The sequence below is a fragment of the Burkholderia sp. RF7-non_BP4 genome (genome assembly GCF_001521935.1).
Taxonomy (GTDB): domain Bacteria; phylum Pseudomonadota; class Gammaproteobacteria; order Burkholderiales; family Burkholderiaceae; genus Burkholderia; species Burkholderia diffusa.
Genome location: NZ_LOTA01000031.1, coordinates 169,227 through 195,069 on the forward strand (window position 1 = coordinate 169,227; position 25,843 = coordinate 195,069).

Annotated in this window: 22 protein-coding genes; 6 read left to right on the forward strand and 16 right to left on the reverse strand. The window is 68.1% G+C overall.

Annotation, left to right across the window (positions count from 1 at the left end):
* Positions 1 to 34: 34 nt before the first annotated feature.
* The 4 genes from WS49_RS12920 to WS49_RS12930 form a co-directional block, all read right to left on the reverse strand.
* Positions 35 to 514, reverse strand: coding sequence for a GNAT family N-acetyltransferase (locus WS49_RS12920; RefSeq protein WP_059528743.1), 480 nt, complete (start codon positions 512 to 514; stop codon positions 35 to 37).
* Between the two features lie 183 nt (positions 515 to 697).
* Complete coding sequence (locus tag WS49_RS35620; RefSeq protein ID WP_175908567.1) at positions 698 to 853, reverse strand: hypothetical protein; 156 nt, start codon at positions 851 to 853, stop codon at positions 698 to 700.
* 175 nt (positions 854 to 1,028) lie between these two features.
* The gene (locus WS49_RS12925) at positions 1,029 to 2,381 is read right to left on the reverse strand and encodes a hypothetical protein (protein WP_059528745.1); all 1,353 of its coding nucleotides are present in this window, start codon (positions 2,379 to 2,381) and stop codon (positions 1,029 to 1,031) included.
* Between the two features lie 104 nt (positions 2,382 to 2,485).
* Complete coding sequence (locus WS49_RS12930; RefSeq protein WP_059528748.1) at positions 2,486 to 3,184, reverse strand: MgtC/SapB family protein; 699 nt, start codon at positions 3,182 to 3,184, stop codon at positions 2,486 to 2,488.
* 106 nt (positions 3,185 to 3,290) lie between these two features.
* On the opposite strand from WS49_RS12930, the gene WS49_RS12935 reads away from it, so the two are divergent.
* A complete protein-coding gene (locus WS49_RS12935) occupies positions 3,291 to 4,400 on the forward strand; it encodes an AGE family epimerase/isomerase (protein ID WP_059528751.1) in 1,110 nt (369 codons plus the stop codon).
* Here the strand turns inward: WS49_RS12935 and WS49_RS12940 are convergent.
* A complete protein-coding gene (locus tag WS49_RS12940; protein ID WP_059528754.1) occupies positions 4,373 to 6,001 on the reverse strand; it encodes a methyl-accepting chemotaxis protein in 1,629 nt (542 codons plus the stop codon). The two genes, WS49_RS12935 and WS49_RS12940, sit on opposite strands and share 28 nt — an antisense overlap.
* Before the next feature lie 272 nt (positions 6,002 to 6,273).
* Between WS49_RS12940 and WS49_RS12945 the strand changes: the two genes are divergently transcribed.
* Positions 6,274 to 6,717 (forward strand): PaaI family thioesterase, encoded by a 444-nt coding sequence (locus tag WS49_RS12945; protein ID WP_059467287.1) that lies wholly within the window; start codon positions 6,274 to 6,276, stop codon positions 6,715 to 6,717.
* Between the two features lie 63 nt (positions 6,718 to 6,780).
* Here WS49_RS12945 and WS49_RS12950 read toward each other — a convergent pair whose 3' ends face one another.
* From WS49_RS12950 to prpB, 5 genes are all read right to left on the reverse strand, one after another.
* Positions 6,781 to 7,833: a CaiB/BaiF CoA transferase family protein gene (locus tag WS49_RS12950; RefSeq protein ID WP_059528757.1), complete on the reverse strand. Its 1,053-nt coding sequence runs from the start codon at positions 7,831 to 7,833 to the stop codon at positions 6,781 to 6,783.
* Between the two features lie 185 nt (positions 7,834 to 8,018).
* Entirely contained in the window at positions 8,019 to 9,209 is a 1,191-nt protein-coding gene (gene prpF / locus WS49_RS12955; RefSeq protein WP_059528759.1) for a 2-methylaconitate cis-trans isomerase PrpF, read from the reverse strand.
* A 26-nt stretch (positions 9,210 to 9,235) separates the two neighbouring features.
* On the reverse strand, positions 9,236 to 11,830 hold the full coding sequence (gene acnD, locus WS49_RS12960) for a Fe/S-dependent 2-methylisocitrate dehydratase AcnD (protein ID WP_059528762.1): 2,595 nt from the start codon (positions 11,828 to 11,830) through the stop codon (positions 9,236 to 9,238).
* A gap of 82 nt (positions 11,831 to 11,912) precedes the next feature.
* Entirely contained in the window at positions 11,913 to 13,085 is a 1,173-nt protein-coding gene (gene prpC, locus WS49_RS12965) for a bifunctional 2-methylcitrate synthase/citrate synthase (protein WP_059528765.1), read from the reverse strand.
* Between the two features lie 115 nt (positions 13,086 to 13,200).
* Positions 13,201 to 14,094 carry a methylisocitrate lyase gene (gene prpB, locus WS49_RS12970; RefSeq protein WP_044845010.1) on the reverse strand — a complete coding sequence of 298 codons (894 nt, stop codon included), beginning with the start codon at positions 14,092 to 14,094 and terminating at the stop codon, positions 13,201 to 13,203.
* A gap of 170 nt (positions 14,095 to 14,264) precedes the next feature.
* Here prpB and prpR point away from each other — a divergent pair, with 170 nt between their 5' ends.
* A complete protein-coding gene (gene prpR / locus WS49_RS12975; RefSeq protein ID WP_059528768.1) occupies positions 14,265 to 16,247 on the forward strand; it encodes a propionate catabolism operon regulatory protein PrpR in 1,983 nt (660 codons plus the stop codon).
* A gap of 50 nt (positions 16,248 to 16,297) precedes the next feature.
* Here prpR and WS49_RS12980 read toward each other — a convergent pair whose 3' ends face one another.
* A complete protein-coding gene (locus WS49_RS12980) occupies positions 16,298 to 16,945 on the reverse strand; it encodes a CGNR zinc finger domain-containing protein (RefSeq protein ID WP_059528771.1) in 648 nt (215 codons plus the stop codon).
* A gap of 254 nt (positions 16,946 to 17,199) precedes the next feature.
* Between WS49_RS12980 and WS49_RS12985 the strand changes: the two genes are divergently transcribed.
* On the forward strand, positions 17,200 to 17,583 hold the full coding sequence (locus WS49_RS12985; protein ID WP_059528773.1) for a VOC family protein: 384 nt from the start codon (positions 17,200 to 17,202) through the stop codon (positions 17,581 to 17,583).
* A gap of 155 nt (positions 17,584 to 17,738) precedes the next feature.
* Here WS49_RS12985 and WS49_RS12990 read toward each other — a convergent pair whose 3' ends face one another.
* Complete coding sequence (locus WS49_RS12990; protein WP_059528776.1) at positions 17,739 to 18,587, reverse strand: ureidoglycolate lyase; 849 nt, start codon at positions 18,585 to 18,587, stop codon at positions 17,739 to 17,741.
* Positions 18,588 to 19,247: 660 nt separating this feature from the next.
* Here WS49_RS12990 and WS49_RS12995 point away from each other — a divergent pair.
* The gene (locus tag WS49_RS12995) at positions 19,248 to 20,072 is read left to right on the forward strand and encodes an IclR family transcriptional regulator (protein ID WP_179949117.1); all 825 of its coding nucleotides are present in this window, start codon (positions 19,248 to 19,250) and stop codon (positions 20,070 to 20,072) included.
* Between the two features lie 252 nt (positions 20,073 to 20,324).
* Complete coding sequence (locus WS49_RS13000) at positions 20,325 to 20,876, forward strand: hypothetical protein (RefSeq protein ID WP_059528779.1); 552 nt, start codon at positions 20,325 to 20,327, stop codon at positions 20,874 to 20,876.
* Between the two features lie 705 nt (positions 20,877 to 21,581).
* Here the strand turns inward: WS49_RS13000 and WS49_RS13005 are convergent.
* From WS49_RS13005 to WS49_RS13015, 4 genes are all read right to left on the reverse strand, one after another.
* Positions 21,582 to 23,939 carry a GNAT family N-acetyltransferase gene (locus WS49_RS13005; RefSeq protein ID WP_059528782.1) on the reverse strand — a complete coding sequence of 786 codons (2,358 nt, stop codon included), beginning with the start codon at positions 23,937 to 23,939 and terminating at the stop codon, positions 21,582 to 21,584.
* Between the two features lie 570 nt (positions 23,940 to 24,509).
* Entirely contained in the window at positions 24,510 to 24,806 is a 297-nt protein-coding gene (locus WS49_RS13010; RefSeq protein WP_059467298.1) for an H-NS histone family protein, read from the reverse strand.
* Positions 24,807 to 24,909: 103 nt separating this feature from the next.
* The gene (locus WS49_RS36050; protein WP_257127682.1) at positions 24,910 to 25,194 is read right to left on the reverse strand and encodes a hypothetical protein; all 285 of its coding nucleotides are present in this window, start codon (positions 25,192 to 25,194) and stop codon (positions 24,910 to 24,912) included.
* 61 nt (positions 25,195 to 25,255) lie between these two features.
* Positions 25,256 to 25,783, reverse strand: a complete 528-nt coding sequence (locus WS49_RS13015) for a BON domain-containing protein (protein WP_059528783.1) — start codon at positions 25,781 to 25,783, stop codon at positions 25,256 to 25,258.
* Positions 25,784 to 25,843: the final 60 nt, after the last annotated feature.

Below are 25,843 nucleotides of genomic sequence, written 5' to 3' on the forward strand. Positions count from 1 at the left end.
GGCAACGCGCGTCACCGACGCGCGCGTGCGGGCCTCAGCCCTGGACGACCGGCTTGATCAGCGTCGTCGTGATCGGCACGAAGCCGCACGCCCGATACAGCGCACGGGCCGCCGTGTTGTGATTGAACACCGACAGCCCGATTTCGGTGACGCCATGACGGCGCGCCTCGGCCTCGAGTGCGTCGAGCGCGCGCGTGGCCCAGCCCTGGCGGCGCCGGGTCGGGACGATGTCGAGATCGTAGATGAACAGCGTACGGTTCGGCCCTTCGGGCACGATCGCGTACCAGAGGTCGCCGACCGTGTCGCCGCTGGCGGCGTCGATCAGTTGGACGAGCGTCTGGCCGGAAGTGAGCAGGCCATCGGGCAGCAGCGTATCGAAGCAGGCGCGGGCGCGGGTCTGCGCGTCGTCGGTGGCGTTCTGCCCGGATGACACGAGATCGCGCGCGTAGCCGTCGATGGCGCGCGTGCGGTATGCGTGGAATTCACCGGCCGTCATCGGCCGCATCTGCAGCATGGCCCGGGTGTCGCGAGGGAAGTCGGACTTCCAGTGTAGCGGGACGGTCGCACCGGCGCGCGATGCGGCGGTGGAAAACGGGCAGGCAGAGGCGGCGAGCGCCGCGCCGAATCAGCGAATCAGCGAATCAGCGAATCAGCGAATCAGCGAATCAGCGAATCAGCGAATCAGCGAATCAGCGAATCAGCGACGGTACAGGACGGTCGGAACGCGGTTCGCACGACGCACGCGCTCGGCTTCGGCGTGACGGGCAGCGTACGAATATTCCGCGTCGAGCGGCAGGTGCGGGGAGACGAACAGGTCGTCGATCTTTTGCAGCAGGGCAAGAATGAAGCTCATGTGAGACTCCTGACAGATGATTCTAGGGTTTTCCCTTAGATGGATGCCATTCTAAGGGTTTTCCCTGAACTCTGCCAGCTCACCGCATCAGTTTGCCGCACCCGCGCCACCGCCGATCGACGGTCCACCCCGACACGCCTTGTCACGCCGGGGTTTGCAGGTAGGGTCGGACGATTTAGCGCGTTCGACGCACGCGCTTCGCGGCCGCCGCCTCGCGGTTCGCATTGCGCTGCAGCCGGTCGACCTGCGACAGCATCGCTTCGTGGTGTTCCGCGAGCGTCATCAGCGTTGCCTGCTGCGTCGACAGGTCGGCAGCCAGCCGGTCGATCCGCTGCTGCCGGGCGTCGACTTCCTGCTTCAGGTGCGCGATTTGCCGCGTTTGCAACACCAGCGCGACGAGCCCCGCGAACACGACGATCGCCAGCGCCAGCAGCAGCCGGTTGACGCGACGCATCTCGCGATCGGCCGCCTGCTTCATGCCGGCCGTCTCGGCCTGCAGCGCGGCGAGCCGGTCCGACAGCGGGCGCAGTTGCGTGTCGGGATCGAAGGCCGACGCGCTCGACGTGGCCGGTTGCGCACGTTCCGCCGACGGCTTCGTCACGAACGACGCCGCGGACGCAACAGGCTGCGCGAACGGCGCGGCCGGCGCCGCGGCTGCTTGCGTGACGTCATGGGCACGCGCGGCAACCGCGGGCTCGGCCGGTTCGGCGGTCGCCGACCGTTCAGTGGATGGCGCCAGGTGCTGCGCCGGGGTCGCTTCCGACGCCGCGTCGACGGCGGCCACTTCCGGCGCGCCACGCGCCGCTATCGCTTCGCGCGCGCCAGCGGCCGCGCGGCGCTTGCCGCCGGCGGCTGCGCGACGCCCCTTCGTAGTCTCGCCAGGTGTCCGCACGGCTTCGTCGCGTGTGGCTGGCACGGCGGCGCCTTCGGGCTCATCGCTCGCTTTCACGGGTCGGTCGCCGATGACCGCATCGACCGCACCTTCCGCCGCTCCGGCATTCGCCGTCGAACGATCGGCGTGCGTCCCGGCCGCGTCGCCTGCTTCCGCCACGCCGCCGGTCTTCACCTGGCTGCCATCGGTTGCCGGCTCGCCGGTTGCCGTCGCGACGACACCATCGGGCAGCCGCGCCTCGCCGGGCTTCGTTGCATCGGCATCGGCCACGTCGCCGCTTTCGCGCGTCGACGCAGGCGCCGTCGTTTTCGCGACGGCCCCGCCGTCGGCGCCCGGCGTGCCGAATCCATCCAGCGTCGCCTGCCGACCGCCGTCATCGCTGTCCGCGACGGCGGCCGCCGTGTCGGCATCCACCGCCCCGTCATCGCGCGACACCAGCGGCCCACGCGCAGCCGGCTCGAGCACCGGATCGCCGAACAGGTCGAGCGTGCGTTCGTCCCGCGGCGCATCGCCGCCCGTCGCGTTGCCGGACCGCGCGGTTGCCCTCGCGGCGGTGTCTGCCGCGGCCGCGACGGAACGCGGACGCGAACGGGCCGACGAGCGGTCGGAGCGGGACAGGGAAACGGATTCGGTCATGGAGTCGGATTACAGGTCCGCGAACGCGGAACCGGATGTCGAACGGAATCAGTGACCGGCCATTGTCGCATGACCGATCGCCGATCCGGCCGATCGGATGCCGTCTATTCGTCGCCCGACAACCCGCCGCCTTCCTCGAATCGCGTCACGCACGACAGCCCGCGCAGCTTGTCGCAGATCGCGCGGTATTCGAGATCCGACACGCGCCCGAGCGCGATGCGCACCTCGTCGTGCTCGCCCGTGTCGTCGGCGCGCTGCACGATGAATTGCTTCACGCGCGCGCTGTCGGGGCCGAGGGCCGCGTGCAGCGAATCGAACGTCAACGCGCCGCCCACCACCGTCAGCGCGAGCTGACGCCGCTGCCGCACCGTGAAGTAGCGCCGCTCGAGCGGCTTGATGCCGGCCAGGATGATCAGGATGATGATCGTCGCGGAAATCGACGCGACGTACAGCCCGCCGCCCACCGCGAGGCCGATCGCGGCGACCGACCAGAGACTCGCGGCCGTCGTCAGCCCGCGCACGATCTCGCCGCGCAGCAGGATCGAGCCCGCGCCGAGAAAACCGATGCCCGAGACCACCTGCGCGGCGATCCGCGACGGATCGAGCACGATGTGGTCGCTGCTGCCCAGCACATCGGCGAAACCGAACGCCGACACGATCATGATGAGCGTCGAGCCGACACAGACCAGCATGTGCGTGCGCAAGCCGGCCGCCCACGACAGGCGCTCCCGCTCGAAGCCGATGACACTGCCGAGCGCCGCCGCGAGGACCAGGCGCATCACGAGTTCCAGGTTGCCGAGCATTCGATTTCTCTCCCGTTTTGAAGACTGCCGCGCGGAATGGTTTATCCTTGGCCCCGGCCGCGCCGCTCCGCGCCGACTCAATTCGATCCAAGCGCTCAACCCCGCCATGTCCGTTCCCGATTCCGCTTCCGCCCAGGCCGCCCGATTGCGCGACCATTTTGCGCACGTCATCCTGCCGATCTGGCAGGGTTCAGGGTTCGACCAGACGCTGCGGCTGCCGTTCGAGGCCGTCGATCCGGCCACCCATGCACCGCTGCCCGTCACCCGTTATCGCGCAATGGCATGCGCGCGACAACTGTTCGTGTTCGCGCAGGCCGGCCACACCGCGCACGCGGCCACGCTGTTCGACTCGCTGTGCAGCCGCTTCCGCGACCCGCGCCACGGCGGCTGGTTCTACAGCGTCGATGCGCAAGGCGCGCCGCTCGACACGACCAAGGACCTTTATACGCACGCGTTCGTCGTGTTCGCGTGTGCCGCATGGCATGCGGCGTCGGGCGACGCCGCGGCGCGCACGGTCGCCGAGGACACCGCCGCGCTGATCCAGGACCGCTTCGCGCCGCAGCCGGGCGACGCGCTGCTCGACGCCGCGCGTCACGCCGACTTCTCGTCGTCGGGCAGCGGCGCGCTGCAGAACCCGCTGATGCACCTGACCGAAGCATGGCTCGCGGCCGCCGATGCGTTCGGCGACGCGGCGTTCGACGATGCGCTCGTGCGCACCGCGCAGGCCGTCGAGCGCACGTTCGTCGATACGGCGACCGGCTGCGTCGCCGAACTGCCGCTCGGGGCGGCCGACAACCGCTTCGAGCCCGGCCATCAGTTCGAATGGTTCTATCTGGTCGATGCGGCCGGCGCGCGCCTCGCGCAAACCGGGCTCCCCGACGCGCTCGCGCGCGCGTTCGCGTTCGCCGAGCAGCACGGGATCGATCCGCAAACGGGCGCCGTGTGCGCGGCGGTCGACGCGCAAGGCACATGCATCGACGGCACGCAGCGGATCTGGGCGCAGACCGAATACCTGCGCGCGCTCGCCACGCACGGCGGCACGCCGGCCTCCGCACCGCTCGCGCAGCAGATCGAGCGCTTCGCCGCGCGCTTCCTGCATCCGCGCGGCTGGTTCGAGTGCAAGACGGCCGACGGGCAGGTGTCGCGCGCCGACATGCCGTCGACGACGCCCTACCACCTCGCGACCGCTTACGCGGCGCTGCCCGCCGTTTCGTAACCGGCGCCGGCAAACGACGACGACGCGCGCGCGTCTCGGACACCGCGAGCCGCGCGCGCGTCGCCCAGTTCGAACACCGACACCGCCTGCATCAGGTGCGCGGTCTGGTCGTTCAGCGACGCGGCCGCCGCCGCGACTTCCTCCACCAGCGCCGCGTTCTGCTGCGTCAGCTGGTCCATCTGCGTGACCGCCTGATTGACCTGCTCGATGCCGACGCTCTGCTCGACCGACGCGGCCGTGATCTCCGACATCGTCTGCACGACCCGCGTGATCGACGCCGAAACCGTCCGCATCGCGTCGCCGGCCCGTTCGACGAGTTCCGAGCCGCCGTCGATCTGCGTGACCGACTCCTCGATCAGCGCCTTGATTTCCTTCGCCGATTGCGCGCTGCGCTGCGCGAGCGAGCGCACTTCGCCCGCGACCACCGCGAAGCCGCGGCCCTGCTCGCCGGCCCGCGCGGCCTCGACCGCCGCGTTCAGCGCGAGGATGTTGGTCTGGAAGGCGATGCCGTCGATCACCGAGATGATCTCCGCGATGCGCCCGGAGCTTTGGGCGATGCCGCGCATCCGGTCGATCACGCTGTCGACCACGCCGCCGCCGTGGCGCGTCGCGTCGAGCGCCGCGTCGGCCAGCGCGCTGGCCGCACGCGCGCTGTCGGTGTTCTGGCGGACGGTCGCGGTCAGTTCCTCCATGCTCGCGGCGGTTTCCTCGAGCGACGCGGCCTGCGTGCCCGTGCGCGCGGACAGGTCCGCGTTGCCGCCGGCGATCTCGCCCGCGCCGAGGTGGATCGCGTCGGACGCGTGACGCACGGTGCGCACGGTGTCCGCGATGCTCGCCTGCATCGTGGCAAGGCCGCGCAACATGCGGTCGATCTCGAACACGCCGCCCGCCCGCACGGCTTCGTCGAGCCGGCCCTGCGCGATGCGCTCGAAATGGCGGCCGGCCTCGTCCAGCGGCGCGACCACCGCGCGCCGCGCGGCGGCGTAAATCGCCGCGCTCGCGGCGAGCATCGCCACCAGCAGCACGATGCCGACCCACTTGAACCACTGAATCCCGCTATCGATCGTGGCGAGCGCGTCGCGGCTCGACGCGGCGCCGTAGTCGGCGAAGCGATGCAGTTCGGCGAGGTATGCGTCCTGGAAGCCCTGCGTCGGCTGGTCGAGGAACGCCTGGATGTTGTCGGCGTCGAGGAACTGCACGAGTTCGCCCAGCGCGCCGCGCAGCGCGCGATAGCGCTCGACGAGCGCCGCCACGCGCGCGCGGTTCGTCGCGTCGACGGCCTGCGCGGCCGTCAGCGCGGCGAACGCCTTGTCCGCTTCGGCGAGCGAAGCGCTGGCATGGCGGATGATCTCGTCGGGCTTCGGGCCGCCGCGCACCATCCGCGTGCCCGCGCGCGACAGGTTCACGCGTGCGTCGAGCAGGCGCTCGGTCGCCTGGCTGGCCGCGTCGACCTGCGCGATCGCGACGTTCGACAGGTCGTCGACGCCGCTGCGCGTCGATGCGAGCGCCCAGAAGCCGAGCGCCTCGATCGCGAACAGAAAGAGGCAAAACACGGTCAACACGCCGAGCAGACCCGACGCGAGCTTGATTTTTCCGAACATGGGGGAGATTCCTGGAGAGGCGACGATGGAGCAATGCCCCGGCATTAGCGGCATTTCTTCGTCGGACTTTAGGAACATCCGGCGAGCGGCGCCCGGCCAGTCCCCGCCATCCCCGTCGAATCGCCGGCAAACGAGGACAACGCGCGCGTTCGGCGCAATAATCGCGTCGCATCGCGCCGGCCGTTACGCGAAATGCGGACGAATTTCCTTGCTTATCCGCAGCCCCCTTCCTAGAGTTCAGCGCAAGCGGACACGCATTGCGAGGGCAGTCGATGACGGACATCACGGACCACGCGCGCGGCGCATTGCGCGCGCAACCGTTCAGCATGCTGCTGGGCACGGAGCTGATGCATATCGGCGACAACGAAGTGTCGCTGTGCCTGCCCGTGCGGGAAGAGCTGCGGCAGCAGCATGGCTTCGTGCATGGCGGCGTGATCGGCTACCTCGCCGACAACGCGCTGACCTTCGCCGGCGCGCTCGTGCTCGGCCCGCGCGTCATCACCGCCGAATACAAGATCAACTACCTGCGGCCGGCCGTGAACGGCACGCTCGTCGCGCGCGCGAAGGTCGTCTACGCGGGCCGGCATCAGGCGACCTGCCAGTGTCATGTGTTCGTCATCGACGGCGATCACGAGCGGCTCGTCGCGATCGCGCAAGGCACGATCAACCGCGTCGGCGACGGCAAGATGCCGGATGCGCCGGAGGAAACGGCGTAAGCGGCCGATATCGCTCGACACGGCGGAGCACACGCGGCGGCAAGCCCCGCGCACCCGGCTCCGTCAACCCGCGTCATCATCCTGCAACGATAGAAACCGCGGCGCCACGCGCGCCCGCACGTTCCCGTTCTCGTCAGTTCGATAGATCCCGCGCGCCGCAATGTGCGGATGCTCGACCGCAGCGGCCACGCTCAGCACCGGGGCGAAGCACGCGTCGGTGCCTTCGAGCAGCGCGCGCCAGTGCGCGGACGACTGCTGCGCGAACACCTCCGCAAAACGCGCCTTCAGCGCCGGCCAGCGCGCGCGATCGTACTGCGACGCCGGATCGACATCGCTCAACCCGAGCCGCTCGACCAGCAGCGCGTAGAACGGCGGCTCGAGCGCGCCGATCGTCACGCATTCGCCGTCCGCGCAGCGATATACGTCGTAAAACGGCGCATCATGGAAGAGGCTCGGCTGCGCGCCATCGAGTTGCCCGTTCGCGCGTGCCCACAGTGCGAGCGAGCCGAGCATCGACACGATGTCGACGATCGCGCCGTCGACCACGCGCCCCGGCCCGCCGCCGCGCACGTCGAACAGCGCGCAGACGATCCCGAATGCGAGCCCGAGCGCGCCGCCGGCATCGCCGACGACGGTCGGCGGCACGCCCGGCCGGCCGTCGCGCGGCGCGGACAGCGACAGCAGCCCCGTCAGCGCGACGTAGTTCAGGTCGTGCCCGGCGGCCGCCGCGAGCGGTCCGTCCTGGCCCCAGCCCGTCATCCGTCCGTACACGAGCTTCGGATTGCCGCGTGCGCAATCGTCCGGGCCGAGGCCGAGGCGCTCCATCACGCCGGGCCGCAGCCCCTCGATCAGCGCGTCGGCCTGTGCGATCAGCGCGAGCGCCGCGTCGCGGCCGGCCGGCGTCTTCAGATCGAGTTCGACGATCGTCTTGCCTTCGCGCAGCAGGTCGCCGTCGCGGCCCTGCAGCGCGTCCGGCGCGCTGGTGCGGCCCGCCGGACGCGCGATCAACGTGATGCGCGCGCCCATCCCGGCGAGCATCCAGCACGCGAGCGGGCCGGGGCCGAGGCCTTCGAATTCGACGATGTGGACGCCGGCAAGCGGGACACCAAGCGACATACGATTCTCCTGTCGACCAGCGTTAGTGCTTTAGCGCACCGATACGGCCACCGATGCGACACATTGCGTAGCGAATGGCCTTCGTCACACGTGCGCCAAACGAAAAATCCCTGCGCAGCGGGTCCGCTTCGCAGGGATCGATCCGGTTCAGCACTGCCGGGTTGTACGCGCGAACCGCGGCACGCTCAGAACGCATCCCCCGGCACCCGCACCCAGCCTTCCATCAGCACGCGCGCGCTGCGGCTCATGATCGCCTTCGTGACGGTCCATTCGCCATTTTCGAGCCGGGCTTCCGCGCCGACGCGCAGCGTCCCCGACGGATGGCCGAAGCGCACCGCGTTGCGTTCGCCGCCGCCCGCCGCCAGGTTGACGAGCGTGCCGGGAATCGCCGCGGCCGTGCCGATCGCGACCGCCGCCGTGCCCATCATCGCGTGATGCAGCTTGCCCATCGACATCGCCCGCACCAGCAGGTCGATGTCGCCCGCGTTCACGCGCTTGCCGCTCGACGCGACATAATCCGCCGGCTTCGCGACGAACGCGACCTTCGGCGTATGCTGCCGCGTCGCGATCTCGTCGAGCGTGTCGATCAGGCCCATGCGCAGCGCGCCGTGCGCGCGGATCGTCTCGAACTTCTCGAGCGCCTTCGGGTCGCCGTTGATCGCGTCCTGCAGCTCGGTGCCCGTATAGCCGATCGCCTCGGCCTCGACGAAGATGGTCGGAATCCCCGCGTTGATCATCGTCGCCTTCAACGTGCCGATGCCCGGCACGGCGAGGTCGTCGACGAGGTTGCCGGTCGGGAACATCGAGCCGCCCGAGCCTTCTTCCTCCGCGGCCGGATCCATGAACTCGAGCTGCACTTCGGCGGCCGGAAACGTGACGCCGTCCAGCTCGAAATCGCCTGTCTCCTGCACCGCGCCGTTCGTGACCGGCACGTGCGCGACGATCGTCTTGCCGATGTTCGCCTGCCAGATGCGCACGGTCGCGATGCCGTCGCGCGGCACGCGCGACGCATCGACGAGCCCGCCGCTGATCGCGAACGGGCCGACCGCCGCCGACAGGTTCCCGCAGTTGCCGGTCCAGTCGACGAATGCCTTGTCGATCGCGACCTGCCCGAACAGGTAGTCGACGTCGTGGCCGGGGCGCGTGCTCTTCGACACGATCACCGTCTTGCTGGTCGACGACGTCGCGCCGCCCATCCCGTCGATCTGCTTGCCGTACGGATCGGGGCTGCCGATCACGCGCAGCAGCAGCGCGTCGCGTGCGGCGCCCGGCGCCTGCGCGGCGTCCGGCAGATCCTGCAGCCGGAAGAACACGCCCTTGCTGGTGCCGCCGCGGATATACGTCGCCGGAATCCTGATTTGAGGAATATGAGCCATGTTTGCGTTGTCCCTGTGTGGCCCGGTCAGGCGGCCTGCGACGATTCGAGGAAGTCCTGCGCGAAACGCTGCAGCACGCCGCCCGCCTCGTAGATCGACACTTCCTCGGCCGTATCGAGGCGGCACGTCACGGGCGTCGCGACGCGCTCGCCGTTCTTGCGGTGAATCACGAGCGTGAGGTCGGCGCGCGGCGTACGCTCGCCGATCACGTCGAAGGTCTCGGTGCCGTCGATGCCGAGCGTCGCGCGGTTCGTGCCCGGCTTGAACTCGAGCGGCAGCACGCCCATCCCGATCAGGTTCGTGCGGTGGATCCGCTCGAATCCTTCGGCGACGATCGCCTCGACGCCCGCGAGCCGCACGCCCTTCGCGGCCCAGTCGCGCGACGAGCCCTGGCCGTAGTCGGCGCCGGCGACGACGATCAGCGGCTGCTTGCGATTCATGTACGTCTCGATCGCTTCCCACATCCGCATGACCTTGCCTTCGGGCTCGACGCGCGCGAGCGAGCCCTTCTTCACCGCGCCGTCGACGACCGCCATCTCGTTGATCAGCGTCGGGTTCGCGAAGGTGGCGCGCTGCGCGGTCAGGTGGTCTCCCCGGTGCGTCGCGTACGAATTGAAGTCCTCTTCCGGCAGGCCCATCTTCGTGAGGTACTCGCCGGCCGCGCTGTTCGCGAGGATCGCGTTCGATGGCGACAGGTGGTCGGTCGTGATGTTGTCGCCGAGCACCGCGAGCGGGCGCATGCCCTTGAGCGTGCGCTCGCCGGCCAGCGCGCCTTCCCAGTACGGCGGACGGCGAATGTACGTGCTTTGCGGACGCCAGTCGTACAACGGCGCCGCGCGCTCGCCCGCATCGGCGGTGCGCGCGAACATCGGTTCGTAGACCTTGCGGAACTGCTCGGGCTTCACGCTCGATGCGACGATCGCGTCGATCTCCTCGTCGGTCGGCCAGATGTCCTTCAGCGTGACGGGCTTGCCGTCCTGGTCGTGGCCGAGCGCGTCCTTCTCGATGTCGAAGCGGATCGTGCCGGCGATCGCATACGCGACGACGAGCGGCGGCGACGCGAGAAACGCCTGCTTCGCATACGGGTGGATGCGGCCGTCGAAGTTGCGGTTGCCGGACAGCACGGCGGTCGCGTACAGGTCGCGATCGACGATCTCCTGCTGAATCTTCGGATCGAGCGCGCCCGACATCCCGTTGCAGGTCGTGCATGCGAACGCGACGATGCCGAAGCCGAGCTTCTCGAGTTCCGGCAGCAGGTTCGCTTCTTCCAGATACAGCTCGACCGCCTTCGAGCCCGGCGCGAGCGAACTCTTCACCCACGGCTTGCGCGTGAGGCCCTTCGCGTTCGCGTTGCGTGCGAGCAGGGCCGCGGCGATCACGTTGCGCGGGTTGCTGGTGTTCGTGCAGCTCGTGATCGCGGCGATGATCACCGCGCCGTCGGGCATCTCGCCCGCCTTCTCTTCCCACTGGCCGGCGATGCCGCGCGCGGCGAGGTCGGACGTCGGCAGCCGCTTGTGCGGATTCGACGGGCCGGCCATGTTGCGCACCACGCTCGACAGGTCGAACGTCAGCGTGCGCTCGTACTGCGCGCCGTCCAGCGTGTCGGCCCACAGGCCCGCCGCCTTCGCGTAGGTCTCGACGAGCTTCACCTGCTCGTCGCTGCGGCCGGTGAGGCGCAGGTAGTCGGTCGTCTGGCCGTCGATGAAGAACATCGCGGCCGTCGCGCCATATTCGGGCGCCATGTTCGAGATCGTCGCGCGGTCGCCGAGCGTGAGGCTCGCCGCGCCCGCGCCGCGGAATTCCAGGTACGCGCCGACCACCTTTTCCTTGCGCAGGAATTCGGTCAGCGCGAGCACGATGTCGGTCGCGGTGATGCCGGGCTGGCGCTTGCCGGTCAGTTCGACGCCGACGATGTCGGGCAGGCGCATCCACGATGCGCGGCCGAGCATCACGTTCTCCGCCTCCAGCCCGCCCACGCCGATCGCGATCACGCCGAGCGCGTCGACGTGCGGCGTGTGGCTGTCGGTGCCGACGCAGGTGTCCGGATACGCGACGCCATCCTGCACCTGGATCACCGGCGACATCTTCTCCAGGTTGATCTGGTGCATGATGCCGTTGCCCGGCGGGATCACGTCGACGTTCTCGAACGACTGCTTGGTCCATTCGATGAAGTGGAAGCGATCCTCGTTGCGGCGATCCTCGATCGCGCGGTTCTTCGCGAACGCGTCCGGATCGAAGCCGCCGCACTCGACGGCGAGCGAGTGGTCGACGATCAGCTGCACGGGCACGACCGGGTTCACCTTCGCCGGGTCGCCGCCGCGCTCGGCGATCGCGTCGCGCAGGCCCGCGAGGTCGACGAGCGCCGTCTGGCCGAGGATGTCGTGGCACACCACGCGCGCCGGGAACCACGGGAAGTCGCGTTCGCGCTTGCGCTCGACGATCTGCTTCAGCGAATCGGCGAGGATCGCCGGATCGCAGCGGCGCACGAGGTTTTCGGCGAGCACGCGCGACGTGTACGGCAGCGTGTCGTACGCGCCGGGGGCGATCGCTTCGACCGCGGCACGCGCGTCGAAGAAGTCCAGCGACGTGCCGGGCAGGGGTTTGCGGTAGGCGGTATTCATGATGTGGGGCGGAAATCGGGGTAAGACGTTCCGCGCGCGCCGGCAGCCCGCATCATGGGCGCCGGTGCGCGCGGCGGGCGTGTCAGCGCTTCTCGATCGGCACGAACTGCAGATCTTCCGGGCCGGTGTAGTTCGCGCTCGGGCGGATGATCTTGTTGTCGACGCGCTGCTCGATGATGTGCGCGCTCCAGCCGGACGTGCGCGAGATCACGAACAGCGGCGTGAACATCGCGGTCGGCACGCCCATCATGTGATACGACACGGCGCTGAACCAGTCGAGGTTCGGGAACATCTTCTTCGCGTCCCACATCACCGATTCGAGGCGCTCGGCGATGCTGTACAGCTTCAGGTCGCCCGCTTCCTTCGACAGCTTGTGCGCGACGCCCTTGATCACCTTGTTGCGCGGATCGGAGATCGTGTAGACCGGATGGCCGAAGCCGATCACGACTTCCTTGTTCTCGACGCGGCGGCGGATATCGGCTTCGGCGTCGTCCGGCGAGCTGTAGCGGCTCTGGATTTCATACGCGACTTCGTTCGCGCCGCCGTGCTTCGGCCCGCGCAGCGCGCCGATCGCGCCGGTGATCGCCGAGTAGATGTCCGAGCCCGTGCCCGCGATCACGCGGCCGGTAAACGTCGATGCATTGAACTCGTGCTCCGCGTACAGGATCAGCGACGTGTGCATCGCGTCGACCCACGACTTCGACGGCGTCTTGCCGTGCAGCAGGTGCAGGAAGTGGCCGCCGATCGAGTCGTCGTCGGTTTCCGTCTCGATGCGCTTGCCGTTGTGCGAGAAGTGATACCAGTACAGCAGCATCGAGCCGAGCGACGCCATCAGGCGGTCGGCGATGTCGCGCGCGCCCGGCAGGTTGTGATCGTCCTTCTCCGGCAGCACGGTACCGAGCACCGACACGCCGGTGCGCATCACGTCCATCGGGTGGGCGGAGGCCGGGATCTGCTCGAGCGCGGTCTTCAGCGCGTTCGGCAGGCCGCGCAGCGCGCGCAGCTTGGTCTTGTACGCGGCCAGTTCGGTCAGGTTCGGCAGCGTGCCGTGCACGAGCAGGTGCGCGATTTCCTCGAACTCGCACGATTCGGCGACGTCGAGAATGTCGTAGCCGCGGTAGTGCAGGTCGTTGCCGGTCTTGCCGACCGTGCACAGCGCCGTATTGCCGGCCGTCACGCCCGACAGCGCCACCGACTTCTTCGGCTTGAATGCGCCTGCGGCGGCCGGTGCTGCTGCGTCTTTCGTCTCGCTCATGTTTCCGTTCTCCAATGGGTATCGGGGTGTCATGTCGGCCGGGCGCGGCGCGGACGCGCGCGCTCCGGCTTCATGCAAAGCATTCCGGGAACCGTGTCCCGGCGCGCGGGCCGCGTTACTTCTTGCCCTGCGCGAACAGTTCGTCGAGCTTCTGCTCGTAGGCGTGATAGCCGAGGAAGTCGTACAGCTCGGCGCGGGTCTGCATGGTCGGCACGGCAGCCTTCTGCGTGCCGTCGCGGCGCAGCGTCTCGTAGAAATTCAGCGCGGCCTTGTTCATCGCGCGATACGCGCCGCAGCAATACAGCGCGATGTCGACGTTCGCCTCGCGCAGTTCGTCGAGCGTGAACAGCGGCGTCGAGCCGAACTCGGTCAGGTTCGCGAGGATCGGCACCTTCACGGCGGCCTTGAAGCGGCGGTAGTCGTCGAGCGTCTTCATCGCTTCCGGGAAGATCATGTCGGCGCCGGCTTCCACGTATGCGATCGCGCGCTCGATCGCGGCGTCGATCCCTTCGGCGGCGGCCGCGTCGGTGCGGGCCATGATCACGAACTGGTCGTCGGTGCGCGCATCGACCGCGGCCTTCACGCGATCGACCATTTCGTCGGTCGGCACGACTTCCTTGCCCGGACGGTGGCCGCAACGCTTCTGGCCGACCTGGTCCTCGAGGTGGACGGCCGCGACGCCGGCCTTGATGAACGAGCGCACCGTGCGCGCGATGTTGAACGCGCCGCCCCAGCCCGTGTCGATGTCGACCAGCAGCGGCAGGTCGGTCGCGTTGGTGATCCGGTTCGCGTCGATCAGCACGTCTTCCATCGTGCTGATGCCGAGATCGGGGATCCCGAGCGAATTCGCGGCGACGCCGCCGCCCGACAGGTAGACGGCCTTGAAGCCGACGGCCTGCGCCATCTTGGCTGCGTACGCGGTGATCGCGCCGACCACCTGCAGCGGCTGCTCGGCCGCGACTGCCGCGCGGAATTTCGCGCCGGCGCTCTGAAGATGCGTGTTGCTCATGAACGGCCTCCTGAAGGAATGCCCATCAACAGCAAGGACCGGGCCAGCTCGCGAAACGCCGCTAACCCACTGATTCTTAAGCAACCGGCAGGTGCATTGAATCGTCCGGTGATTTCAATTCGGCAATTCCATGTTTCAAAAATGAAATCGCGCGCGCATAATCGATCGCCATGGACCTCTCCTCGACCAAGCCCGTCGGCCCGGCCGACCGCACCGTTCGCCCGCGCATCTGGGCGATGGGCATCAGCCGCCTGCGCGACCTGTTTCGCGAGATCGCCGGCGAATTCGACGAACGTGCCGACGTGCGCATCGTCACGCGCGCGTACGAAGACGCGCTGAGCGCGATCGCGGAGGCCGGCACCGCGCGGCCCGACGTGATCGTCGCGGCCGGCTCGAACGGCGGCTTCCTGAAAACGCGTGCGCAGGTGCCGGTCGTGGTGGTGTCGCCGACCGGCTTCGACGTGATGCAGGCGCTCGCGCGCGCGCGGCGCGACGCATCGCGGATCGCGCTCGTCAGCGCCGGCGAGACGCCGCCCGAAGTGCGCCGCTTCGTCGCCGCCTACGGCCTCGACGTGCAGTTTGCGTCATATCAGTCCGCGCAGGAAGCGGAAGCCTGCGTGCACGACCTGCACGACCGCGGCATCGAGACGATCGTGGGCCCCGGCCTCGTCACCGATCTCGCGGCAAGCGCCGGCATGGGCGCGGTGTTTCTGTATTCGCACGCGTCGGTGCGCAAGGCGGTCGAGACGGCGCTCGAAGTCGCGTACGCCACGCACGCCGAGGCGTTTCGCCGCCAGCGGCTCGACAACCTGTTGCAGCACCTGCGCGACGGTGTGGTCGCGCTCGATGCGCGCGGTCGCGTCGAAGCCATCAACGAGCGGCTCGCGTCGGCGCTCGGGGTCGAACCCGCGGCGGCCGTCGGCCGCGCGCTCGTCGACCTGCGTCCGGAGCTGCGCACGCTGCGCGGCGAGGACGGCGACGCGCTCGCGACCGTGCGCGGCGTGCGCTACGTCGTGCATCGCGGGCCGCTGGTCGATCGCGGCGTCACGTCGGGCAGCGTGCTGACGTTCCAGGAATCGCGCGCGGTCGAACGGCTCGACCGTGCGCTGCGCTCGCAACCGAACACGCAGCAGTTCGCGGCGCGCTTCACGCTCGACGACGTGGTCGGCGCGTCCGCACCGATGGCGCGCGTGCGCGACCTCGTGCGCCGCTACGCGAAATCCGACGCGACCGTCCTCGTGCTCGGCGAAAGCGGCACCGGCAAGGAAATGATCGCGCAGAGCCTGCACGCGCTGTCCGTGCGGCGCAACTATCCGTTCGTCGCGATCAACTGCGGCGCGTTTCCGGAGGCGCTGCTCGAGAGCGAGCTGTTCGGTTACGAGGAAGGCGCGTTCACCGGCGCGCGGCGCGGCGGCAAGACCGGGCTGTTCGAGGCCGCGCACCGCGGCACGCTGTTTCTCGACGAAATCGGCGAGATGCCGCCATCGCTGCAAAGCCGGCTGCTGCGCGTGCTGCAGGAGCGCGAGGTGATCCGCCTCGGCTCGACCGAGCCGATCCGCATCGACGTGCGCGTGATCGCCGCGACGCACCGCCCGCTGCTCGCGGCCGTCGAGGACGGCACGTTCCGCGCGGACCTGTATTACCGGCTCAACATCCTGAACATTGGTCTGCCGCCACTGCGCGAGCGCGCCGCCGACATTCCGGCGCTCGCGGCCACGCTGCTCGTGCAGGCCGCGCGGCGCGAACCGCGGCTGACCGAACGCGTACGCGAAGTCGGCGATGCGATGCGCGTGCTCGACGCGACCCAGGCGACGCTCGCGCGCTACCGTTGGCCCGGCAACGTGCGGGAACTGCAGAACGTGGTCGAGCGGATCGCGGTGGAACTGGCCGAGGAAGTCGACGAACACGATCCGGGCGCCGCGTGCGCGGCGCTCACGCCCGGTGCGCTGCAGGCGATCGCGCCCGAGTTGTTCGCGGCGCCGCCCGACGCGACCGACACCGACGACGCACAGACGCTCCACGCGCGTCGCCGTCGCGCCGAAGCCGACGAGATCCGCGCGGTGCTCGATGCGTGCGGCGGCGACCGCGATCGTGCGTGCGCGATGCTCGGCATCAGCAAGACGACGCTGTGGCGAAAGTTGTCTGCGAAATAGGTGTGGGTGGAATGGGCGCGGCAGCATGACATGCCGCGCGCGCGCCGCCGTCAATCGGCCTTGTGATAGTGGCGGTAAGCCTTCGCGCGATTGCCGCACGACGACATCGAGCACCAGCGGCGGCTGCCGTTCTTGCTGTCGTCGATGAACAGCCACTGGCATGCATCGTTCGCGCAGCGCTTGACCTTCGCGAGCCGCGTGCCGCCCAGCAGATCCGTCGCCGACCACAGCACCGGGCTCAGCAGCCCCGCGAGCGTCGCGTCCGCTGCCCCGAGCCGCCACGCGTAGCCGCCGTCGATCCGCGCGAGCACCACGCGCGGCGCGGCTTCCGCCAGAAAACCGCCCAGCAGCGCGAGATCGTCGGCTTGCGGCTCGCGCCGCTCGGCTTGCGCGTGAAAGAGCCGATACAGCGCCTCGCGCAACGCGAGCGCGCGCGCCAACATCGCCGGCTCGCCTCCTTTCTCCGTCACCTGTGCACGACACACGTCGGCCAGGCCGGCCGGCACGCCCGCCTGCTCGCGACACCATGTGAACAGGTCGTCCAGCGTGCCGAAGGTTTCGGTCGGCGCGTCCGCGCCGCGCCAATACAGCGTGTTCGCGAAATCGATGCTCAGCGTTTCGGACGGCGCCGGAACCAGGCAGTCCGTCATGACGGAAGGTTGCGTTTTGCTCATGACGCGATCGTATCTAACCACCATGCCGGTTGACAAGCATCCGGACGCTTTCTAACATAACCAGCAAGGTGGTTAAACAAGGTTTGCTGCACTGACGTCCCCTCTTCAGTTCAAGGAGCCACAGATGATCGATCGTTTTTCCTGCGACGTTGTCCACACCGGCCGCAGCCGTGACTTCCACGACAGCGCGCTCGGCGCGCTTCGCTACAAGCGGCTGGCCTGGTGCCTGTAAACGGGTTTGCCGCACTGACGTCCCACTTCAGTCCAAGGAGCCACAGATGATCGATCACCTTTCGTTCGGCGTTGCCCACATCGACCGCAGCCGCGCGTTCTACGACAGCACGCTCGGCGCGCTCGGCTACAAGCGGCTGTACAGCGACGACGGGGCACTCGGCTACGGCACCAGCGAACCGGTGCTGTGGTTGCAGCACGCGGCGCGTCCGGTCGTCGCCGATCCCGATTCCGGGTTGCACTTGTCGTTTCGCGCATCGTCGCCCGTGGAAGTCGACGCGTTTTATCGCGCCGCGCTGCAGCACGGCGGACGCGACAACGGCGGGCCAGGCAAACGCGAGCACTACGGCCCCGGCTACTACGCGGCGTTCGTCGTCGATCCCGACGGATATCGGCTCGAAGCCCATTGCGAGCTGGACAACGTCGTCTGATCCGGTTCGCACCGACACGGGTGAATGACGAGGGCCCGATTCCGCATCGCGCGGAATTGGGCCCTCGTCTTTGCTGCATCGATGTCCGGTTCGCGGCGGCCACCGCGAACAATCGCGCCAGTGACCGAGCGGACGGTCGGACGGCGCGACCCGGTCTACTGCGCGTTGCGCGTGCGCTGCAGTTGCTCGCCCAGCCCCTCGACGCCGAGGCGCACGGTCTGGCCGGCTTTCAGGAACACCGGCGACGGCTTGATGCCCATCCCGACGCCCGGCGGCGTACCGGTCGTGATCACGTCGCCCGATTGCAGCGTCATGCAGGTCGACAGGTAGGCGATCAGTTGCGCGACGGTGAACACCATCGTGCGCGTATTGCCGTTCTGGTAGCGGTGGCCGTCGATTTCGAGCCACAGGTCGAGGCGCTGCGGATCGGGCACCTCGTCGCGCGTCACGAGCCACGGGCCGATCGGGCCGAACGTATCGAAGCCCTTGCCCTTGTCCCACTGGCCGCCGCGTTCGATCTGCCACTCGCGCTCGGAAACGTCGTTGACGACGCAATAGCCGGCGACGTAATCCAGCGCGCGCGCCTCGTCGACGTCCTTGCACGTCGCGCCGATCACGACGCCCAGCTCGACTTCCCAGTCCGTCTTCACCGAGCCCTTCGGGATGTCGATGCCGTCGTTCGGACCGCAGATCGAACTCGTCCATTTGCCGAATACCACCGGCTCCTTCGGTACCGGCATGCCGGCTTCGGCCGCGTGATCGGCATAGTTCAGACCAATGCCGATGAACTTGCCGACGCGCCCGACGCACGCGCCAATGCGCGGCTCGCCCGGGACCAGCGGCAGCGTGGCCGGGTCGATCGCGCGCAGGCGCGCGAGAGCGGCGTCGGACAGCGCGTCGCCGGCAAGATCCGGCACGTGCGCGGACAGGTCGCGAATCCGGCCGTCCGCGTCGAGAATACCGGGCTTTTCCTGGCCGGACGGGCCATAGCGAAGCAGTTTCATCGTGCTCAACCTCTATTGTCGAATGTGACAGGATACCGGCCGACGCAGCCGCCTGTGGCCACGCGCCGGACTGAATGCCGATCGTCGATGACGCGCGTCGGCGCCGCATCCGGCAGGCCAATCGACACGCGAGGCTCGCGCTGGCGCAGCGATCGCGGCGCCGCACCGGAGTGCGACGCGCATCGAACGGGCGGCCGCCGGTCTGCGCATCGGCGACGACGGCCCGGCATCCGCGACACGTGCCGGCCTGTGCAGTGCCGGCCGGCTTCACGCGCGGCCACGCCGTCGCTGGCCCGCCGCTCTTTGTACCATCGGCGGCCCGCCGTGAAATGGCCCGCGACGGATAACGACTATTGGTGCGCCCGCGGCGGTTGCACCGCAGCATCGGGCCCGCCGAACCATTCGGCTTTACGCCAAAAACCACCATCCGTCGACACCGAAAGATGAATTGCGAATATTTCTTATGACCCTGTCATCGGGAACGATATGTAATCCGTTCTTGCTGGGTAACGATCGGTGAAAGGACGCTGCATTGCACACTGGACGTTTGTTGTTGAGCGCGCGGATGGCAGTCAAATCCGCATGCGTCTTCGCGAATCCGCGTGCAAACCGGCCAGCGTGCGTCGCCCACCGATTGGCAATCCCCGGACTTCCTACCCCATGATGCAAACGACCAATAATCCGCTCCCCGGCAGCGACGCACGGGAGTCGATGGGCGCAGCCGACCGCTATCGCGCGCCCGCGCTCGACAAGGGTCTCGACATTCTCGAACTCCTGTCGGAACAGAAGGAAGGACTCACCCGCACCGAAATCACGAAGGAGCTCGGCCGCAACGCGAGCGAGATCTACCGGATGCTCGAGCGTCTCGTCGCACGCCGCTACGTGATGCGCTCGAGCGGCGGCGACCGTTACACGCTCAGCCTGAAACTGTTCGCGCTCGCGCATCGGCATCCGCCGATGAACCGGCTGATCGCCGAGGCGTTGCCGCTGATGCAGCGCTTTGCCGACGCGGCCGAACAGTCGTGCCACCTGACCGTCTACGATCGCGGCAACCTCCTCGTGATCGCGCAGGTGGACGGCCCCGGCCCGTGGGGCGTGTCGGTGCGGCTCGGCTCGCGCGTCGGGCTCGCCGATACGGCGTCGGGGCGCGTGATGCTGTCGTTCCAGGGTGCCGAGCAGCGTGCGCACATGCTGGCCGAGCATCGCAAGGTCAAAGGCGAAGCCGCGATGAACGAGCAGGAACTCGCGCACGCGTGCCAGTCCATTCGCCAATCCGGCTACGTGCGCCAGGACAGCCGCCAGGCATACGGCGTGACAGACCTGAGCGCGCCGATTCTCGGCCCGGCCGGCCATGCGATCGCGGTGCTGACCTGCCCGTACATGCGCCGGATCGACGCGCATATGGCGCCGTCGGTCGAGGTGGTCGTCGCAGGACTGCGCGATACGGCAGGCCAGTTGTCGATGTGCCGCGCGGAGACTTGCTGAACGTTGCAGAACGGGCGACCGCGCTGATGGCGGTCGACCGTTCGGGCACGGCAGGTGTTCGGTCACACGGCCAGCGGATCGGGCAGGCGGGCGGGCTCGACATCGCGCACGCGGTGTGCGACGCGTGCCGGCCGCGCGGGCTTTCGTCCCGGCATTCCGCAGACCGTTTCCGGATGCGCGGACGCCGCGCTACGCTAGAATAGCGGCCCTCTCAAAAACTACGACGGCCGGCTGTCGCGGCCGTCGTATCCGATGGATGTCATGGCCAAACTTCTGAACGATCAAGAATTCCAGCGTTTCTCCGAACTTCAGCAGAAGCAGGCGAGCTTCACGATCACGCCCGAGGAAGCGGACGAGCTGCGCGACATCGTCGCGCGCGCGCAGAAGAAGCGCGACGACCGTGCCGAAGCGATGCGGGCGATCGAGAACTACATCGAGCAGTTCGACATCACGCCCGACGAACTCTTCTCGCCCGAGCAGATCGGCGAGGCCGCGCGCACCTATGGCCTCATCACGGCCACCAAGAAGGAGCGCACGCTGCCGCCGTCGATCACGTTCAACGGCAAGCCGTACCAATGGACCAAGACGCTTCCGGACGACGTGCGCGGCGCGCTGTTCGATGCATTTACGTCCGGCGAATCGGTCAAGCGCTTCATCGCGATGCCGAAAGACACCGCGCGTTGCGCCCTGACGATCGCCCGCCTCGAGCGCGAAACCGGCGGCGTCTATGCCGACGCACACCTCGAAGAGCTCGCGATTTCGCGTGACCAGGTGAACGACGCAGCGTCGAAACTCGCTGCGTAAATGCCATCGCGGGCACGGTTCATGCGTGCCCGCACCGGCGTGGACGCCGGCAGAAGCCCGCGCCACGCCAGCCGGAGCACTGCGTCCGCAGGCTCCCGAAAAATCTCACCGAAGCGTCCCGTAAGCGCTCACCAGAGCGTCCCGTAAGCGCTCACCAGAGCATCCCGTAAAAGCTCACCTGAGGTTCCCGAAGAGGCTCACCGGCCCCTCCCGAACGTCCTCACCAACGCATCCCGCAGACGCTCACCTCCCCTTCCCGGAAAGGCTCACCGGGGCTTCCCGCAAGGGCTCACCGGCAGCTCCCGCGAAGGCTCACCGGGTGCTCCCGTATCGACTCACCCAATTGCTCCCGGAAAGGCTCACCCTCGGCTCCTGAAAATTCTCACCTTTGTTCCGTTTCCGACGTGCCGGTGCGCAATGCGGGCGTCAGTGCGCTCAAATATGGCACCGGGACCGGTGGCACCCGCAGGTCATTGGCGCACGCAACCGACCGCCGCGGACGCCATGACCCGATGCACTCGCCCTTCCCCGTCGGTCGCGACGCCAGCGCTTTGCCGATCCGCATATGGGAGCGAAAGAGTTGAACGATATGCATCCCGAACTACAACCAATTCGCTCCGTCGCGACCGTGAATCACCGACATCGCGCGTTCCGCAGCGGCTGCGCACGACACCGCCGGACCTTCGGACACGCTCGCCGACGCGATTACGGTTGCAGCTTCATCCTGAATCCCACCACGCCGGGTTCCTCCGTCGTCGACACCTCGAAACCGCAGGATTTCGCCAGCGAGATCATCGCGGTGTTCTCGCGCAGCGCCTCGCCCACCATCCACGCGGTGCCGCGCGATCGCGCGTAGTCGATGATGCGGGCCATCATCAGCCGCCCGAGACCCTTGCCCTTCTGATCGGGCCGGACAGCGATCGCGAACTCGGCCGTCTCGTTGTCGGGATCGGTAACCGCGCGCGCCACCGCGAGTGTGTGCGACCGGCCCGACACGTCGGTGAACGACACGATGAAGGCCATCTCGCGGTCGTAGTCGATCTGCGTCATGCGCGCGACTTGAGAATGATCGAAGCTGCGCACCGCACCGAAGAAACGCATCCGCAGATCGTCCGGCGTCATCGCGCCAAGCAGCTCGTTGTGCGCTTCCTCGTCTTCCGGACGGATCGGCCGGATCGTCACGGTCTCGCCGCGCCATTCGAGCGTCTGCTCGAGATGGCGCGGATACGGCATGATCGCGAGCCGGCTGCGCCCGGCCGCCAGCGTGACGCGCGGCGCGACCACGTATGCCCGGTCGGAGAGCACGCGCAGCGTGACCGACATCGCGACGACCTCGCGCACGTCGCAAACGACCTGCGACAGCGCCGTCAGCGCGTCGAGCGTGGGTTCGACGGGCGTGCGGCGTGCATATGGCGAACGCTCCATCACCACGCGGGCGAGCACCGTATTCAGCGGGGGCAGCCCGTACACGACGAACGGCGCCGATACGCCGTCGGCCGATGGCACGGCATAACGAAACACCGGGCCGAAGTTCGAATCGTCGTACATCTCGACCGTGACGTCGACGACTCTGGCGCCCGCCGACGCATCGGCCGGCTCGCCGTGCACGCCGAAGTGGGACAGCCAGCGCAACGCCGCTTCGCCGGCGAGTTCATGCTCGCCGGCCTCGACCATCCGCCGTGCCTCGGCCTGCGCGGACGCAACGCACTCGGCCGGCTGCAGCGGCGTGCCCTCGGGCGTCTGCATCAGCAACTGCCGCCCGAGGTTGTAGTCGACGAGCCGTGCGTATGCGCGCGCAAGCCGCTGCGGTGTGGTGTGCACCGGAATGCCGTTCGCGTGCAGTGCGTCGCGCGTCGCCGCATCGACCGCACCGAAGAAACACGCGAGGATGCCGCGGTACGCGTACTGCCGCGATTCGATCAGCGTGCGCGCGACCGCATCGGCCGGCGCGCTGTGGGACGTCGAATGCACGACGAACAGCGTGCCCGTTTGCGGGAACGGCGCGAGCGCCTTGATGGCGGCGCCGAAATGCTCGGGGCGCGCATCGTCGCCGAGCGTCAGCGGATTGCCGGGCCCGGCGAGATGCGGCAGCGCGGCCGCGACCGCCGACGCTGCCTCGGCCGGCCAGTCGACCAGCACATCGCGCACCTCCGCGACCGCATCGACCGCGAGTTTCGCGACGCCTGCGTCGCTCGTCACGAGTGTCGCCGCGCCGCGCGCGGTGACGCGCCCGACGCCGAGCGTCTCGATCTCGTCGAGCAGATCGTCGAGCGCATCGACACGCACCATCCCCGCACGCTGGAACGCCGCGGTGTAAAGCGCATCACCGGGATCGGCGCGCCCGGTGCGCAACGCGAGCACCGGCTTGTTGCGCGCCGCCGCACGCGCTGCCGACATGAACTTGCGCGCGGCACACACCGTGTCGAGCTCGAGCAGGATCGCGCGCGTGCCGGGGTCGCTCGCGAGGTAGTCGAGCACGTCGCCCGCATCGACGTCGGCCTCGCTGCCCAGCGCGACGACGTGTGAAAAGCCGAGGCCTCGTGCATCGGCCCAGCCGAGCACCGCATTCGTCAGCGCGTTGGATTGCGACACCCAGGCGACGCCGCCCGATCGCGCCGTATAGGCCGGTGCGCCGAAATGCGCATGCCGTGCGGGCGACAGCACGCCGAGGCTGCCGGGCCCGACGATACGGAGCACGAACGGCTTCGCGGCCTTGAGTGTGCGATCGAGCGCGGCACGGTCGGCGTCGGTGCGCGCCTCGCCGACGATCACCGCGACACGCGTGCCGATCTCGCCGAGCTTGCGCACGATGCCGGCCCATGTGGCGGGCGGCGTGCAGATCACGGCGACCGATGGCGGCGCGGGCAGCCGGTCGACATCGGCCACGACCGCGTACCCGTTCAGCTCGCGGTACTTCGGATTGACGGGCCACACGGGCCCCTCGAACGCGCCATCGAGCACGCGCGCCCACACCATCGCTCCAATACTGCCCGCGCGCGACGATGCACCGACGATCGCAACGGACCTGGGCTGGAACAACGCATCGAGATGACGGACGGTCACATCGGCTCCATACGGTAACGAAAGACGACCCGACCGGCGCACGAGCCGGATGGCCGTGCGCAGGTCGCCGCGAACTCCAAGCATAGGCGAACCCGATGCGGCTGCCTATATGCCGAACGGCCGACTGTGCGACGCGCATCAATGCCCGCAACATGGGCAGGTCACCGACGTCTTCGCACACGCAACGGGCGAGGGCGACACGATGCGGTCTTCCGGTCGCCGCTTCAAAGGTGAGGATTTACAGGAGGCATGGTGAGCAAGTTCGGGAATTGCAGGGCGCGCAGCGGAAATGCGCGAGAGGTGATCGCAATCGGCGGTACGTCTGCACCGCGCAGATCGGGAATGCCAATGCGCGCATGCCGCGTCATTGCAGCGTTGTTTACGGGAATTCGCGGCGATATCCGGTCGAATCGCGGCGAATTCGCAAAACGATATCCGTTAATCGCACGGCATCGGTGTTCAATTCGCGGTTTCGCGTCGTGCCGCGGCTGCCCAAAAACAAAACGGTGCGACGGCCGCATGGCCGTTCGCACCGTCAGTCAGCGCACGAAAGGTGAGGATATTCGGGAGTCAGTCCTTGATCAGGAAACGCGCGCGATTCTTGCCGAGCCATGCCGGCGCCCGCCCGCGGCCACTCCACGTTTCACCCGTCTTCGGGTTCAGGTACTTCGGCGGCAACGGACGCTTCGGTTTCGCGGCAGCAGCGGCGCCGATCGGTCGAAAACCGAGCTCTTCCGCGGTAATGTCGAATTCCTCGATTTTCGCCCGAATGGCGGCAATCGCATCGGCAATTGCCTTTTCGCGTTCCTTGTCGATCTTTTGCTGAAGTCTTTCGAGCTGCGCTGTCAGTTGCCTGTAGGTCGCCATATGGATGGGACTCCGTGAGTGTTATTCATGAAAAATAGCCAACTCCAAGCGAATAGAAAAGCGCTTCTCCCGATTACGGTCTCCTTATCCGGCCATGTCGGGATCAATAACCGCTTTTCTTCTTGCATGCGAAGAGAAGATTTCGCGTTGCGTCATCGGTTGATTGCTGGAGGACGTCGAATTCACCATTGCAGATGGCTCGGGCATTGTCCGTGCAATTGCTCCAGTCGCTGCCGGTGCACTGCACCTGCGAAGTCGGGCGCCCGTCAGAAGTGAACAGAGGCGCCCCGCCGCCGCACCCGCCGAGCCCCGCAACCAGGGCCAACAATCCGGCCCGACGCCAATGCGTTCGAGGCCACCGACAGACCGACGCAAGCATGTGTTTCATTGTTCTTTCCGTCAACCGATTTTTTAATGCCGCGAGTATGCCATGCACCACCGTCAGGCGTTCAATCGGGCGTCCGGTCCGGCCGTCCACGCGTCTTGTACGGCACGGCCCGGTGCGGATCGTCGGTGATGCGAACGAATACCCGCTCGACGTCGGGAAGCGTGCCGAGTTCGCGCTCCAGCGCCTGCCGATCGAATGCCGGATCGGCACACCCTTCGACATAAATGAAGCGCCGCTGCACGGTGATCCACAGGCTCGTGCCCTGCAGACGATCGGTGCCCGCGAAATGCGCTTTCGCCGCCTCGGCGATCGGCGCGTCATACATATACGAATTCGGTTTCGTGCAGCGGTGGGCGAGCCAGCAGGTGGTCCCGCGCTCGACGCGGTAATGCGCGTCGTCTTCCATCTCGGCGCGCGTCATCCACGGGCCGAGCGGCAACGGGCATTCGGCGAAGCCTCGCGACAGCGCGACGAAGGGATCGTTGTACCAGTTGCGCCGTACCACGGGCGCGTCCGCGTCACCCGCCTGCGCGAGCAAGGACGTCGCCACCAGTGCGGCCAGCCATCCGGCAATTGCGAGTCGCTTCATCGTCGTCTCCTGTCGGGCACTTCACCGGTGCCGTTCGTCATGTCCCAGCGCATCCACCGC